Source organism: Escherichia sp. 10290, assembly GCF_030295155.1.
GTDB lineage: Bacteria > Pseudomonadota > Gammaproteobacteria > Enterobacterales > Enterobacteriaceae > Escherichia > Escherichia coli_F.
In genome coordinates, this window is the sequence record NZ_AP025741.1 from 1330047 (window position 1) to 1343265 (window position 13219).

At 49.2% G+C, this 13219-nt stretch carries 17 protein-coding genes, 3 tRNA genes and 1 pseudogene; 14 read left to right on the forward strand and 7 right to left on the reverse strand.

All coding sequences use genetic code 11. From position 1 onward, the window contains the following. Nucleotides 1-13 precede the first annotated feature (13 nt). The 7 genes from QUE74_RS06550 to QUE74_RS06580 all read right to left on the reverse strand — a co-directional run bounded on the left by QUE74_RS06550 (nucleotide 14) and on the right by QUE74_RS06580 (nucleotide 6149). Nucleotides 14-295, reverse strand: a complete 282-nt coding sequence (locus tag QUE74_RS06550) for a hypothetical protein (RefSeq protein WP_000934197.1) — start codon at nucleotides 293-295, stop codon at nucleotides 14-16. An 11-nt stretch (nucleotides 296-306) separates the two neighbouring features. Then, nucleotides 307-519 (reverse strand): cell division inhibitor protein, encoded by a 213-nt coding sequence (locus QUE74_RS06555; RefSeq protein ID WP_000917252.1) that lies wholly within the window; start codon nucleotides 517-519, stop codon nucleotides 307-309. Between the two features lie 70 nt (nucleotides 520-589). Continuing rightward, nucleotides 590-1264: an ORF6N domain-containing protein gene (locus QUE74_RS06560; RefSeq protein ID WP_001369605.1), complete on the reverse strand. Its 675-nt coding sequence runs from the start codon at nucleotides 1262-1264 to the stop codon at nucleotides 590-592. Between the two features lie 255 nt (nucleotides 1265-1519). Then, nucleotides 1520-2293: a Rha family phage regulatory protein gene (locus QUE74_RS06565; protein WP_000529253.1), complete on the reverse strand. Its 774-nt coding sequence runs from the start codon at nucleotides 2291-2293 to the stop codon at nucleotides 1520-1522. A gap of 628 nt (nucleotides 2294-2921) precedes the next feature. Next, nucleotides 2922-3875 carry a BsuBI/PstI family type II restriction endonuclease gene (locus tag QUE74_RS06570; protein ID WP_001064714.1) on the reverse strand — a complete coding sequence of 318 codons (954 nt, stop codon included), beginning with the start codon at nucleotides 3873-3875 and terminating at the stop codon, nucleotides 2922-2924. Next, nucleotides 3872-5341 carry an Eco57I restriction-modification methylase domain-containing protein gene (locus tag QUE74_RS06575; RefSeq protein ID WP_000939558.1) on the reverse strand — a complete coding sequence of 490 codons (1470 nt, stop codon included), beginning with the start codon at nucleotides 5339-5341 and terminating at the stop codon, nucleotides 3872-3874. The genes QUE74_RS06570 and QUE74_RS06575 overlap by 4 nt, the downstream gene beginning before the upstream one ends. Nucleotides 5342-5435: 94 nt before the next feature. Beyond that, nucleotides 5436-6149 carry a LexA family protein gene (locus QUE74_RS06580; protein WP_001056250.1) on the reverse strand — a complete coding sequence of 238 codons (714 nt, stop codon included), beginning with the start codon at nucleotides 6147-6149 and terminating at the stop codon, nucleotides 5436-5438. Nucleotides 6150-6244: 95 nt separating this feature from the next. On the opposite strand from QUE74_RS06580, the gene QUE74_RS06585 reads away from it, so the two are divergent. The 14 genes and pseudogenes from QUE74_RS06585 (at nucleotide 6245) to QUE74_RS06650 (ending at nucleotide 13213) form a co-directional block, all read left to right on the forward strand. Beyond that, nucleotides 6245-6448 carry a Cro/CI family transcriptional regulator gene (locus QUE74_RS06585; RefSeq protein ID WP_001240876.1) on the forward strand — a complete coding sequence of 68 codons (204 nt, stop codon included), beginning with the start codon at nucleotides 6245-6247 and terminating at the stop codon, nucleotides 6446-6448. Nucleotides 6449-6502: 54 nt separating this feature from the next. Beyond that, complete coding sequence (locus tag QUE74_RS06590) at nucleotides 6503-6772, forward strand: hypothetical protein (protein WP_001115081.1); 270 nt, start codon at nucleotides 6503-6505, stop codon at nucleotides 6770-6772. 207 nt (nucleotides 6773-6979) lie between these two features. Beyond that, nucleotides 6980-7357 carry a hypothetical protein gene (locus tag QUE74_RS06595; protein ID WP_001271433.1) on the forward strand — a complete coding sequence of 126 codons (378 nt, stop codon included), beginning with the start codon at nucleotides 6980-6982 and terminating at the stop codon, nucleotides 7355-7357. Beyond that, nucleotides 7351-8871, forward strand: a complete 1521-nt coding sequence (locus tag QUE74_RS06600) for a DEAD/DEAH box helicase (protein WP_000913116.1) — start codon at nucleotides 7351-7353, stop codon at nucleotides 8869-8871. The genes QUE74_RS06595 and QUE74_RS06600 overlap by 7 nt, the downstream gene beginning before the upstream one ends. Further along, nucleotides 8861-9832 carry a DUF7146 domain-containing protein gene (locus QUE74_RS06605; protein ID WP_001260358.1) on the forward strand — a complete coding sequence of 324 codons (972 nt, stop codon included), beginning with the start codon at nucleotides 8861-8863 and terminating at the stop codon, nucleotides 9830-9832. Before QUE74_RS06600 ends, QUE74_RS06605 begins: the two co-directional genes overlap by 11 nt. After that, complete coding sequence (locus QUE74_RS06610; RefSeq protein WP_000402092.1) at nucleotides 9832-10281, forward strand: DUF1367 family protein; 450 nt, start codon at nucleotides 9832-9834, stop codon at nucleotides 10279-10281. The genes QUE74_RS06605 and QUE74_RS06610 overlap by 1 nt, the downstream gene beginning before the upstream one ends. Nucleotides 10282-10288: 7 nt before the next feature. Further along, the gene (locus tag QUE74_RS06615) at nucleotides 10289-10852 is read left to right on the forward strand and encodes a recombination protein NinG (RefSeq protein ID WP_000813671.1); all 564 of its coding nucleotides are present in this window, start codon (nucleotides 10289-10291) and stop codon (nucleotides 10850-10852) included. Further along, nucleotides 10849-11043: a phage NinH family protein gene (locus tag QUE74_RS06620; protein WP_000144767.1), complete on the forward strand. Its 195-nt coding sequence runs from the start codon at nucleotides 10849-10851 to the stop codon at nucleotides 11041-11043. The genes QUE74_RS06615 and QUE74_RS06620 overlap by 4 nt, the downstream gene beginning before the upstream one ends. Then, a complete protein-coding gene (locus tag QUE74_RS06625) occupies nucleotides 11036-11470 on the forward strand; it encodes an antiterminator Q family protein (RefSeq protein WP_001204859.1) in 435 nt (144 codons plus the stop codon). Before QUE74_RS06620 ends, QUE74_RS06625 begins: the two co-directional genes overlap by 8 nt. A 287-nt stretch (nucleotides 11471-11757) precedes the next feature. After that, a pseudogene (locus tag QUE74_RS06630) lies at nucleotides 11758-11871 on the forward strand (DNA methylase); the annotation flags it as partial. Between the two features lie 40 nt (nucleotides 11872-11911). Next, nucleotides 11912-11987, forward strand: a tRNA-Ile gene (locus tag QUE74_RS06635). A 9-nt stretch (nucleotides 11988-11996) separates the two neighbouring features. Then, nucleotides 11997-12073, forward strand: a tRNA-Arg gene (locus tag QUE74_RS06640). Between the two features lie 13 nt (nucleotides 12074-12086). Then, nucleotides 12087-12163, forward strand: a tRNA-Arg gene (locus tag QUE74_RS06645). 90 nt (nucleotides 12164-12253) lie between these two features. Then, a complete protein-coding gene (locus tag QUE74_RS06650; RefSeq protein ID WP_000649753.1) occupies nucleotides 12254-13213 on the forward strand; it encodes a Shiga toxin Stx2 subunit A in 960 nt (319 codons plus the stop codon). Nucleotides 13214-13219 lie beyond the last annotated feature (6 nt).

The window sequence follows — 13219 nt, forward strand, 5'->3', positions numbered from 1 at the left end:
CTCCTGATTCCGGTTAATGCATTAAATTAATTTGTCGGGAAAGCTGACATACAGGGCAGTTACATTCTTCCTCCTGCTCCTTAGCGAAGAAATATGCAGCGGCCTGTAATGCGATATCTTCTGGATGTTCCGCGATAAACATAACATTGCCTTCCGTATCAATAACAGAAATAGCCTCATCAGACAGGACGACAAAATAGGCGATGATTTTATCATCCATAAAAACTTCTCCCATTATCGTTCCTGCTGGAGTTACGACGCTTTTTACATTGATATTTATTTTTTGATTGAGCATGATATTTCCCTTCAGGCTGGTGAGATTAACGGTTGGCCTTTATTGTTCAGGTAAACTTCTATTGCATCTGAGATAATGCGAATTTTTTCAATCAGTGAATGTGCGTAAAGTGCATTATTAACGTTCGCTGACGCCATGTAATAACGCCCGTTGTAAAGAATTGCTGTGCCGGGTTTAACGTCCTCGCGAGAAACTAATGCGGTTCCGTAGTGAGGTTTGAGCATGACAAATCCTCCGGTTAATTAATCCAGATATTTAATTTAATCCCCGATATGTGGTCGGGGATGGGGTTAATTAAAGATTTACGTTGAAACCAAAGCGGGAAGACTTTTCTGATGTACGGGAAATATCCAGCAATTTACGGCGCATTTCTTCCGTCAGATGCTTGAAGGCGTTAAATTCGGCGACAGCGGCGTCAACGTTATAGCCTTTGCTGTGTAGCTCATTGAGGATGCGCATAGTTGGGCTTGGCATATCGAAGAGCACGGAAGCATCAAGGCTGATAACCTTGCGATCAACATAGTTCATCGTGGCGTAGGGATGGTTATCTGAGAACCACGAGAGAGGGTAGTTGATAGATAGCGTTGATTCTGGAAGCTGAAGTTGTTCTGGGATTTTTTGACTGAAATAGCAGTCTTCCAGTTTTTCGAACACTTCCCACGCCCGATCGGTTTCGAGCATTTTTGCGTGACGGGCTGCGCCGCGTTCTGTCCAGAGGATGAGGGAGCGAACGTTACGGGCGATTTTCACAGAAGGTCTTAAAGACATGCTGTGCTTAAATTCCCGCAACTCCTCATTCTCAAGTAAAAAGTAGTGCTTACCGATAACAAATCGTCCAGAATTCCGATTGAAATTTTTTCGGATGTAATCTGGTTCTGTGCCATATAAGCTGGCAAGAAGCTCTGTAGTCACCACAGGTATATTACTAAATGAAATTATGGAGAGGGACTCCACGGAGATGGTTTTCATGCTTTGCGTCCTACTTGATATTTTGATTTACCCCTTTTGAGAGGGTGACCGGGCGCTCAAAACCGCAAGTAGTCGGCGGGCATATTCCCATTGCTGGTATTGTATTAGCCGCACGCCCGGTCATAAACCAAGAAGACTGGACACAAAAAAACCGCATGTCTGTCGGGCGCGGTAACCGCTACTTGCTAAGGTGTTTTGAGCACCATGAGGCAGAATATATCCCCGTTAATGCAGCATTGTCAAACGATCTGTTCTTTAAAGACTTAACGAGAAGCCTTTTCGGGAATTTCGATCTGACAGTCTTGAAATATCCTGTAGCGTGCGGCGCATTTCTTCCGTCAGATGCTTGAAGGCGTTAAATTCGGCGACAGCGGCGTCAACGTTATAGCCTTTGCTGTGTAGCTCATTGAGGATGCGCATAGTTGGGCTTGGCATATCGAAGAGCACGGAAGCATCAAGGCTGATAACCTTGCGATCAACATAGTTCATCGTGGCGTAGGGGTGATGCTCTGAAAACCACGACAAAGGGAAATTGATATTCATCGCAGGAGAAGACAGGGCCAGTTGTTTCTGTTCCCATAGTTGTTTTTCCATGCGATCGAATTCAGCAATGTAGGCTTCCTTGAATGCAGCTGCTTTTTTGCCGGTGAAGCCCATCACCAGAAAAACGAAGCCGTTTTTGGTGATTTGGTACATTGGGCGTTGTTCGCCTTTGGCGTCGGTGTAGGTAACGTCCTCAAAATTGAGGGCGTTAAATTTCTCTGAGCATTCAATATTTGCAATGGCGCGCAATACGTTATCGTGTCGCTTGCAAAAATATTCGGCAACGGCAAAGGACGTAGTAACAGCGCGACCATTGGAAATGGTGATTTCAGGTTGAGAAAGGACTGGGATAGTAGCCATAATGGCAGCCTCCTTGATTGGTGATTGATAACCACCGCTGGAGGTAGCAAGCTCGCTGGCGGTGGACTGTACAGGGTTGCTACAACTGGCAATCAAGGGAACCAGCCCGACCGAAGTCGGCCCCATACAGCCCACCATTGATAAGATGTGCGTGTATGTCGATACAAAAAAAGACGCTGGCGCGTCTGTATCGCCTCGATTGTCAGCGGGGTAGCAATCCCGACACCCGTTTTATGAGGTGTTCGCCAAATATAGCCCCGACATCACACGCAGTCAATACCGTTCTTTCTCAGAAACGCTTTGGCGGTGCCGCCTGCACCCCAAAACATTCCCTGTATTGGTCAGCGCCAACTTCCTGCCAGTGTTGCCCGTTCTCACGCCGTTCTCGCTCTCGCGCGGGGATACTCTCTCATCGACCGGATCGCACCCGATGATACAGCACGTTTACGTGTAGGGGTCTAAACAGGTCATTGACGCTGTAAAGCTCCAGATTGTTAAAGAGCATTTTGCGGCGGGTTAAGTCGCGCCGTACGACTGATTTATGTAGCCCTGTGTAAGGGCGCGATGTTTCTGGCTTGAAATAAATATAACTTGCGGTGATTTTCATGTAAATACCGTTGGTGCTTTTTAAGGGCGAGAAATTATTACTTAACTGATTTTTAAAGTGATTTATTTTTTAAGGGGGCAGATAACAGGAGGGGATATGCAAAGAAAAACCCGGCGCATGGGCCGGGCTATTTATCTGGTCCTGTTCTCATTCAGTAGAGTAGGGGCCAAGAAATCGCACTCCGTTGAAGTGAATAAGATGAGAAGGTGCATCAGCCACCCATACCTCTGTTTCCCATGCGATTTCACCAAGATATCGCCCCATGATGGAGCGATTTGGAAAAGCGGTCACATAGACAAGTCCGGCTGTTGATCCGGCAAACAGCCTGGCAAGCTCAGCATGCCGCTTCCCATCAACCGGTCCATGACTGGTGACAGACTCAACCAGTAGCAGCCAGTTTTTCGCAGTAAAATGTAGCACCACATCTGGCATTTTACCGTGTGAATCCACATCAACACCTAGCCCGGCCAGCAGTGGAGCGTCGAAGTAGCCCCACTTTTCGCCAGTGTCGCCAGCATAGACCAGCACGCTACCCGGAGCAAAACGTGGGGCGAAGTCCTCTATTATGGCACGGATAAGTTCGCTGTGCTCGCCGGGACTGAGGGTTATTTGCTGGCCCGCAGCAATTTCAACAGGGATACGATTCTGTTCGCGCTCCTTAGCATAGCGGGTAACCAGCGTTTCACGCTCGGCTAAATAGGTTGCAAGGCTATCGTGCCATGCCGGGCTGCCGAAAGTGCGTAGCATGGACAGAGCAGCAGGTTCGATCTGATAAACAGCCTTCGGGCTGTTCACTGGGCGATCGGGCTTGTCCGGATTGTAGAGGGCTACTCCAGCAGCGCAGAACTGATGCATAGACTGGCGGCGGAATGTCTCACGAGTATTGGGTGCGTAGACCTTGCCGTAGTGCTCCCGAACCCAATTCATGATTGGTGTAATGCCCACAAGCGGATTTTCCGCGTCGGCCCATGCTTTTCCCGGTGTGAGGTTCAGGAGTGCCAGCAAACACAAAGCAGAACGCTCATTCTGCTGCGCTCTGGGCAGGCCTAAGGATGCTATAATTTGCTGAGCGGCCTCAATATAATCATTTTGGTTGTTCATGCAGTCAGAGCTCCTAGCTTAGCGTCAATATGTTCTTGCGTGAGAGTTTCTTGTTGCATAGCCCACTTGCCAAGCTCTATCAGAGTGTCACGGCTTGGGTACTTAATCATCTTGAGGTCGGTTGCATTGACCTGTGTATGCCCGTTGAAGCGACGGAAATACTTATCCACTGCGGTAGTGTTCAGGAACACGGCCAAGCCACGGGCCAGCGCCTCGGGTAACCCATGTTTGTTCTCATGAAACACGTTCATGTGATTTTCAAATCCCAACACTGAATACTCACTGAAGGTAGCAGGATCAACGACGCTTGCTACCACTCGGCGCTTTTCCTCCTTCGACGAGAAACGACGCACCACACAATAAAAACCGTTCGGGTAAAGCCACTTTTCTGTCTCGTCGTTGCGCATGATTGCGTTGGGTTTCTTCAAACCTTCCACAGGCCAGACAGTGCTACTCATACTCAAATGGCTCGGGTAGATCAGGGGAACAGTTCCTTCTTCTGGCATGCTGCGCAAATGAGCTTTCAGTCGGAAATCAACTATCGGTCCGGTCGATACCTTCACGCCAATATCAGCCAGCGAACATTGTACGGCAGATGATAACTCAATGGTGCTTTTCTCGAGCGTGGTCGGCACATGAATAAACCGCTCCGAATCGTCCGGGTACACAATCTGGTCAAATGGGTGTTCGTAGGTGACTAGGTCAAAAAAGCTATCATCGGTCGAAGTTGTGACTGTAACAGCCTCCTGACGGCCTCCACGCTCCAGGCGGATGATAATATTTTCCTGCAACACATCGTCATCCCTGAAAGCTTTGCTACGTGATTCGAACAAATGAATATGGCGGATTGCTGCCCGCTCAAGTATGAAATTACGGAACGGACGGTAATACGGTCCGTTGCAGAAACTACGTGGGATTATGGCCACTATCTGCCCGCCAGGTGCAACCTCACCTACAGCCAGTGCAACAAAGGCGGAATACAGATTTACCGTCTCGATACCGACAGTGCGAAGAGCCTGCCGGTGGGCTGACTGGCTATTGATCTTCTTGTAAGGCGGATTAAGTATTGCATGGGTATAACCTCGATCCTGTAGACCTTCGGCGGTTGCCAGCTCAATATAATCCCCTTCGATGATGCGGGGCGTCACTCTCCTGTACCCGGTTAAGTGCTTCGCAAGGTGACCACACAGCTTTTTGTCGATTTCGTAGGCTGTTGCCTCGACAGACTCAAAGCCAAACTCGCCAACCAGCCAACGGTCGAGGAAGGCGCAAGACAGTGCGCCTAAACCAGCGCCTGCGTCCAGTAGACGGCAAGTTTTCATTGTGCTCGGTGGAAACAAGGAGGCCATAAAACGGGCCACGCCAGAAGGCGTCATGAACTGGCCGAACTCTGCTTTGTGTTTACGCGCGGTACGGGGAGACAGCTCGCGACGCACGCTGTCTGCGACGTCTAGCTTTTGAAGCATAACTAATCCTCTTTACGTGGCATGATGATGCCAACGTGCTTTTGACATCCTCCACATTCTTCAGGCGTGAAGGATGTCAAATCACTCTGTGAGCTCAATCAAAAGTCTCATCATTCCACTGCGATTTGATGACCTTTCCGACAAACTGGCAGTTTTCGTTACACTCAATCATGTCGAATCGTGGGTTGAGCGGCTCCAGGTACGCTTTACCGCTCTCACGAATGAATCGTTTGAAGGTAAATTCATCGCCGTTCATTCGGGCCACGCAAAAATCGCCATCCTCGATTTCCCGTTCAGGGTCAACGAGTATCAGCATACCTTCAGGGAAGCTGGGTTTACCACCCTGCGGTGCGGTCATTGAATGCCCCTTGACCTCCAGCCAGAACGACCTGTCACTGGCTTTTGTGGTGGTGGAGATCCATTTAATCGCATCTTTTGCGGTGTACGAAATATCATCCATTGAGAATGCGCCAGCTTGTACGCAGGAGAGTAACGGATATTCGTAAGCGGGGACACGAGTTAATGGCTCTTCAATTGCGAGCGCCATTTCTGCAATAGATTTTGCCAGGCTGGGACTGAAATCTCCGACCTTTACATTCAGTATCTTAGCAAGCTGTGCTGCGTGGCTGGCATTTATGGCGTTGATGCCAGCCATTAGCTGATTAACAGCGCTTTGGGTAACACCTAATTCATAGGCTAATGATTCCTGCGACAGGCCTAACTCTTTCTTTTTAGCGTTAAAAATACTTTTCAGACGCTTGGCGTCTTCCAGTTGCTCAGGGGTTAACGGTTTCTTTTTCATGTTCATACCATATCACCTTTGGTTATATGTAATGAAATATCTGCGGTGTTGACATTTTAATAACTGTGCGTAATGATATGGGCATTTTGAAGGAGTCAGTTATGGCGATGAAAAAAGAGACCCTGGCTGATTACGTATACAGGTTCGGCCAAAAGAAAGCCGCTAAGGACTTTGGCGTGGCGCAGAGTGCAATCAGTAAAGCGCTTCTCGTCGGACGAGAAATATACGTCAAAACCTTTGATGACGGCACAGTTGAGGCGGAAGAGGTTCGTCCGTTCCCTGCGTTCGTAAGAGGCGATGATTAATCCTGGACACACAGCCCATCGGAGGTGTGAGTGAACAGGCAAATCAAAACGGTTATGCCCGAGCAGTACTGTGATGCTGATCGGGACTGGATACAGGAGCAATTGTTACAGCTAGACCCGACCACCCGGGTAAAAATTGCAGCAGAGTACGCGAGAGTGTACCAGGAAGAGTGGGACAAGGAGCCTGTATCGTTCAGGAAGGGCAACAGGGCAAGACGGAGCGCCAACACCCGGTTACGGGTGTATGTCCAGAAGTACGCGAGAGCCAGCCGTGGCTGGATGCTTTCGCCAGTAGCGGTACGGAAGTTTCCCCCGACACCATGATGGCGGTTAGTTGCGCTAGAGATAATTTCAAGTGCAACTAATTTCCTGAAAGGAAGCGAGGAGGGGGTAAGGGGGTGGAGTCGTTGGTAAGGCCTGTATCCCTTGGCCTAGGCCAGAAGGCAGGTACATAGGTTAGGTAGATCACTGTATAAGCGCGCGATAGTTTCTGGTGAAATGATTATCGAGCTAACTATTGAGTGATAAACTATGTCGGCAGCAACCAAATCGGCACTGATCCGTACACTGAGCACTGTACCACTGAGAACAGAGGAGCGTTACAGCTTTCTGGCTGATGTTGTAACGATCCTTGAGTCACAGGGGATGCATGTGGCAAGCAATGTCACAGTAAGAATCGATGGCAGAAATTTCCGTGTTGATATTCTCGCAACAGCAAAAACTGGTGGGAGTGTGGCTATCGAGATCGATCGTAGCTCTCCGCGACCCCGCTCAGTCATGAAATTGCGTGAATTGGCACGTCGTGGCACTGAAGGCTTTGTGTTGCTTCGAATGCCAAAGAAACTGACCAGTTATAGCGATGCTGGGATCGATATCATCCCGGCGAATGGCAAGGGGGCGTCATGCTGAAAATCACCCCAAACTTTGCTCAGGAGCGCGGTTTAAACCAGCTGCGGCACCAGTGGAAACAGCATCGCACGTACCTGATGTATGCACCCACTGGCTCTGGCAAAACTGGTCTTGCAGCATTCGTCACTGCCGGAATGGTTGAACGTGGTATGCGGGTGATGTTTGTCTGTCCGTACACCATCCTGCTGAACCAGACAGCGGAACGTTTCACCGAATACGGTTTGCCGTGGGAAGAAATCAGTTTTGTATGGCGTGATCACCCTAACTATGACCCGTCACGACTGATTCAGATTGCCAGTGCCGACACGCTGATCCGTCGTGAGTTTCCTGACAACATCGATCTGCTGATCATCGATGAAGCACACATGAAGCGTCGTGCGTTACTTGAGGTTATCCGGGACAAAGATATCAGGGTTCTTGGGCTTTCCGGCACCCCGTTCGCAGCCTGGATGGGGAAGTACTACGAATGCCTGATCAAGCCTACAACGATTCGTGAACTTATTCAGCGTGGTGATCTGAGCGATTATGAGTTTTTTGCCCCCTCAATGCCTGATCTGGCTGGCGTAAAAACCAGTAACACCGTATTTGGACGGGATTACAACGAGGAACAGCTCGCATCCATCATGGGGAGTTCGGATCTGGTTGGCGATATCGTCAGCAACTGGCTTGAGAATGGCGAGGATTTACCGACGATCTGCTTCTGCGTGAATGTGGCTCATGCGAACTTTGTTACCCGTGAGTTTTTACAGTCTGGCATTGGCGCAGAGGTGATGACGGCAGATACCCCCCATGATGAACGACAGGACATCATTCGCCGTTTTGAAGAGGGTGCGACCAAAATAATTGTCAACGTTGGCGTACTGGTTGCGGGATTTGACAGCGATGTTCGCTGCCTGATCTACGCCCGTCCGACCAAATCAGAAATCCGCTGGTTGCAGTGCATCGGGAGAGCGTTACGTACTGCGTCTGGTAAAAAACGCGCATTGATTTTCGACCATTCCGGCACGGTTCATCGGCTGGGCTTCCCCGAGGATATCGAGTATGACGAACTTCCGGGAAAAAATGACGGAATGAAAGCGTCTGCTGGCGGGAGTGAGGTTAAGGCTGAGAAACTTCCCAGGGAATGCCCCAAATGCCACTTCATGAAGCCTGCTGGCGTGCATATGTGTCCCAAATGTGGATTTCGTCCTCTTGGTGGTGATGACGTGGCGACAGATCGCGATCGTAAGCTTTCACGCGTCAACAAAGGGAAACGCGAATACACCCGTGAGGAAAAACAGCGTTGGTGGAGCGAGATCAAGGGGTATCAGAATTACCGCAACGCGACAGGTAAGCCACTGAGTGACGGATGGTGTGCTCATACCTACAAGGAGAAGTTCGGGGTTTGGCCTAAAGGCTTCAGTAATGCGCCGCTGCAAACCTCAGTTGAAGTGTACAACTTCATCAAGTCAAAGACCATTGCCTATGCCAAAGGGCGCAAGAAAGCCATGACAGGAGGCCAGCATGCGAACTAGAGATGCAGCCGTGGGGCACTGGAGCCGGATTTTTGAATATTACGGCATGCCTCCTGTTACTGGTGTGAAACATTACAACGGACCCTGCCCGATATGTGGTGCCAGAGGTAAATTTCGCTGTGATGATAAGGATGGTTCCGGTTCATGGATTTGCGTCTGTGGTCACGGGGACGGGATGAATCTGTTGCAACTTGCCACGGGTAAGCCCTGGGTGACGTTGTGTGATGAAATCGATCGGCTGATCGGAAATACCTGGAAGAGGGAGAAAGTCAGCCAGCCTGTAACAGAGATAAGCAGAAAGCGGGAGCTGGTCATAGATAAGTTTGCCGGACTCCCGTGTCTGCGGGGTACAACAGGTGAGGCGTACCTGCAGGGGAGGGGAATACTCCAGTTACCGACCGAATCCGTGCGTTTTTGTGACCGTCAGATCGCCAGCGGGCGCGAATATCAGGCAATTTACGCCATTGCAACAGATGACAAAGGTTCTCTTTGCTATCTGCATCGTACGTTGCTGGATGGTGATCGCAAGGCGAATGTAGAGGCGGCTAAAAAAATGACCGCGCTACAGGAGTTGCCTGGTTTGCAGCATGCCAAATCGGTGGCAATACGCCTGTATCCGGTGTCGTCCACTCTGGGGATAGCCGAGGGTATCGAAACTGCGCTTTCATGCCGTCAAATCTTCCGCTGCAATGTGTGGTCAACAATGAACTCCGGTTTTATGGAGAAGTTCATTGCGCCACCTGGCGTTAATCACCTGATTATCTTTGCTGACAATGATGCGCACGGCGCAGGTCTGGCGGCTGCCTTTAAATGTGGGCATAAGAATCTCATGAGTTGCAATGACGTTGAGAAAGTCAGCATTCGCTGGCCTGACTTGCCGGATTTTAACGACATGCTCATTCAGGGGTGTGAAGCCCGTGAACATGTGTTGACGCGCAAATTCAAAGCGGAGGCTGCCTGATGGAAATAGAGATGATCAAGGCGGCTAATGGCGTATTTGTACCGGCGTATGAGCGCGATTTACCCCGACTGGCAAAATTTAAAAACGGTGAGCTGTATACACTGGAAGCAAAACTTACCCGTAACCCATCTTTTCACCGGAAGATGTTCGCTTTTCTTAATTTCTGCTTTCAGTACTGGTGCGCTGAACATGCTGGATACGAATTCTCTGATGAAGCGACGCAGTTTGATGAGTTTCGTAAAAATCTGACAATTCTTGCCGGGTTCTATGATGTGGTCACAACCATAAGAGGCGAGGTGAGATATCGGGCAAAAAGCCTGAGTTACGCGAATATGGATCAGGATGAGTTTGAACGTTGCTACAACGCAATGATTAATGCCGCGTTAAAACATGTGTTCGGGCGCTCAAACAATCCTGAACTGAATAACCGCCTGCTGTCGTTTTTCTGAGGTGATGATGAAGCAACGTAAACCAAAAAAATGCAAAGTGTGCGGCTCCTCGTTTGTGCCGTTCCGCTCATATCAGAAAGTTTGCTGTGGTCAGTGCGCACTGGAACTGGTCAGAAAAGAAAAGGCGATAGCTTCAGCAAAAGAGCAGGCAGACAAGCTGAAAGCGCGCAGGAGGGACTTACAGCCCCGCAGTTACTGGATTAAGCAGGCACAACAGGCTGTGAATGCTTATATCAGGGAGCGGGACCGTCATTTGCCGTGTGTTTCATGCGGGACGTTCGATTCAGCCCAGTGGGATGCAGGCCATTACCGTACAACAGCTGCGGCACCTCAGCTCAGATTTGATGAACGCAATATCCATAAGCAATGCGTGGTGTGTAACCAGTACAAAAGCGGAAATCTCGTTCCGTATCGTGTCGAACTGATTAACCGCATCGGGCAGGAAGCAGTAGACGAAATCGAATCAAACCATAGTCGCCACCGCTGGACTGTCGAAGAGTGCAAGGCGATCAAGGCAGAGTATCAACAGAAACTTAAAGACCTGCGAAACAGCAGAAGTGAGGCCGCATGACGTTCACCGTAAAAACCATTCCTGACATGCTTGTTGAGGCATATGGAAATCAGACCGAAGTGGCCCGAATACTGAACTGCAATCGTGCCACAGTCAGAAAATACATTGGCGATAAAGAAGGGAAAAGACACGCTATCGTCAACGGTGTTCTTATGGTTCACCGCGGATGGGGTAAAGATACTGATGCGTGATATCCGGCAGGTTCTTGAGCGCTGGGGGGCATGGGCGGCAAATAACCATGAGGATGTTACATGGTCGCCCATTGCTGCCGGATTTAAGAGGCTGATCCCCGAAAAAGTAAAATCACGTCCACAGTGTTGTGACGATGACGCGATGATTATATGCGGGTGTATGGCTCGCCTTAACAGGAACAACAGCGATCTGCATGACTTGCTGGTTGATTATTACGTGTTGGGGGAGACGTTCATGGCGCTGGCACGGAAACATGGGTGCTCTGACACCTGTATAGGTAAACGCCTTCACAAAGCGGAGGGGATTGTTGAAGGCATGCTGATGATGCTGGGAGTGAGGCTTGAGATGGATCGGTATGTTGAGCGTGAATTGCCGGGAGGGAGAACCTCTGTATTTTATCAGCGAAAAAATAGTTTACGATCGTAAAAATCTGCATATCATGATAAGAGTGGTTACATTGCCACGCTGCTTAACCCGCCGATGCGCGGGTTTTTTTGTACCCAGAATCCTGTGAGCTATACGGAAAGTACACAGAAAGGAAGGTGCGACCACAATTAATAACAAAATCTTAAAAATCGCACATGGCACTATTAGTTTTCTAAATATTGTGTATTTTTTGTATTGCAGGATGACCCTGTAACGAAGTTTGCGTAACAGCATTTTGCTCTACGAGTTTGCCAGCCTCCCCCAGTGGCTGGCTTTTTTATGTCCGTAGCGTCAAAGCAGCAATGTCGCTGGGGCGTCGTGCAATTGGCGTTGAGCTGGAGACTGAACGTTTTGAGCAGACGGTCAGGGAAGTTCAGGATTTAGTCAGTCAGAACGGATGATATTGCAGGATTAGTTACGTACCGTTATTATCCTGCGCCCGGCCCTTTAGCTCAGTGGTGAGAGCGAGCGACTCATAATCGCCAGGTCGCTGGTTCAAATCCAGCAAGGGCCACCATATCACATACCGCCATTAGCTCATCGGGACAGAGCGCCAGCCTTCGAAGCTGGCTGCGCGGGGTTCGAGTCCTCGATGGCGGTCCATTATCTGCATTATGCGTTGTTAGCTCAGCCGGACAGAGCAATTGCCTTCTGAGCAATCGGTCACTGGTTCGAATCCAGTACAACGCGCCATATTTATTTACCAGGCTCGCTTTTGCGGGCCTTTTTTATATCTGCGCCGGGTCTGGTGCTGATTACTTCAGCCAAAAGGAACACCTGTATATGAAGTGTATATTATTTAAATGGGTACTGTGCCTGTTACTGGGTTTTTCTTCGGTATCCTATTCCCGGGAGTTTACGATAGACTTTTCGACCCAACAAAGTTATGTCTCTTCGTTAAATAGTATACGGACAGAGATATCGACCCCTCTTGAACATATATCTCAGGGGACCACATCGGTGTCTGTTATTAACCACACCCCACCGGGCAGTTATTTTGCTGTGGATATACGAGGGCTTGATGTCTATCAGGCGCGTTTTGACCATCTTCGTCTGATTATTGAGCAAAATAATTTATATGTGGCCGGGTTCGTTAATACGGCAACAAATACTTTCTACCGTTTTTCAGATTTTACACATATATCAGTGCCCGGTGTGACAACGGTTTCCATGACAACGGACAGCAGTTATACCACTCTGCAACGTGTCGCAGCGCTGGAACGTTCCGGAATGCAAATCAGTCGTCACTCACTGGTTTCATCATATCTGGCGTTAATGGAGTTCAGTGGTAATACAATGACCAGAGATGCATCCAGAGCAGTTCTGCGTTTTGTCACTGTCACAGCAGAAGCCTTACGCTTCAGGCAGATACAGAGAGAATTTCGTCAGGCACTGTCTGAAACTGCTCCTGTGTATACGATGACGCCGGGAGACGTGGACCTCACTCTGAACTGGGGGCGAATCAGCAATGTGCTTCCGGAGTATCGGGGAGAGGATGGTGTCAGAGTGGGGAGAATATCCTTTAATAATATATCAGCGATACTGGGGACTGTGGCCGTTATACTGAATTGCCATCATCAGGGGGCGCGTTCTGTTCGCGCCGTGAATGAAGAGAGTCAACCAGAATGTCAGATAACTGGCGACAGGCCCGTTATAAAAATAAACAATACATTATGGGAAAGTAATACAGCTGCAGCGTTTCTGAACAGAAAGTCACAGTTTTTATATACAACGGGTAAATAAAGGAGT

Coding starts and splice junctions, on each gene's coding strand:
- QUE74_RS06560 (WP_001369605.1), bottom strand. CDS start 1,264: ATGAAAACCATCTCCGTGGAGTCCCTCTCCATAATTTCATTTAGTAAT.
- QUE74_RS06585 (WP_001240876.1), top strand. CDS start 6,245: ATGGCGATGAAAAAAGAGACCCTGGCTGATTACGTATACAGGTTCGGC.
- QUE74_RS06605 (WP_001260358.1), top strand. CDS start 8,861: ATGCGAACTAGAGATGCAGCCGTGGGGCACTGGAGCCGGATTTTTGAA.
- QUE74_RS06620 (WP_000144767.1), top strand. CDS start 10,849: ATGACGTTCACCGTAAAAACCATTCCTGACATGCTTGTTGAGGCATAT.
- QUE74_RS06600 (WP_000913116.1), top strand. CDS start 7,351: ATGCTGAAAATCACCCCAAACTTTGCTCAGGAGCGCGGTTTAAACCAG.
- QUE74_RS06610 (WP_000402092.1), top strand. CDS start 9,832: ATGGAAATAGAGATGATCAAGGCGGCTAATGGCGTATTTGTACCGGCG.
- QUE74_RS06590 (WP_001115081.1), top strand. CDS start 6,503: ATGCCCGAGCAGTACTGTGATGCTGATCGGGACTGGATACAGGAGCAA.
- QUE74_RS06570 (WP_001064714.1), bottom strand. CDS start 3,875: ATGAACAACCAAAATGATTATATTGAGGCCGCTCAGCAAATTATAGCA.
- QUE74_RS06580 (WP_001056250.1), bottom strand. CDS start 6,149: ATGAACATGAAAAAGAAACCGTTAACCCCTGAGCAACTGGAAGACGCC.
- QUE74_RS06625 (WP_001204859.1), top strand. CDS start 11,036: ATGCGTGATATCCGGCAGGTTCTTGAGCGCTGGGGGGCATGGGCGGCA.
- QUE74_RS06555 (WP_000917252.1), bottom strand. CDS start 519: ATGCTCAAACCTCACTACGGAACCGCATTAGTTTCTCGCGAGGACGTT.
- QUE74_RS06575 (WP_000939558.1), bottom strand. CDS start 5,341: ATGCTTCAAAAGCTAGACGTCGCAGACAGCGTGCGTCGCGAGCTGTCT.
- QUE74_RS06550 (WP_000934197.1), bottom strand. CDS start 295: ATGCTCAATCAAAAAATAAATATCAATGTAAAAAGCGTCGTAACTCCA.
- QUE74_RS06595 (WP_001271433.1), top strand. CDS start 6,980: ATGTCGGCAGCAACCAAATCGGCACTGATCCGTACACTGAGCACTGTA.
- QUE74_RS06650 (WP_000649753.1), top strand. CDS start 12,254: ATGAAGTGTATATTATTTAAATGGGTACTGTGCCTGTTACTGGGTTTT.
- QUE74_RS06615 (WP_000813671.1), top strand. CDS start 10,289: ATGAAGCAACGTAAACCAAAAAAATGCAAAGTGTGCGGCTCCTCGTTT.
- QUE74_RS06565 (WP_000529253.1), bottom strand. CDS start 2,293: ATGGGGCCGACTTCGGTCGGGCTGGTTCCCTTGATTGCCAGTTGTAGC.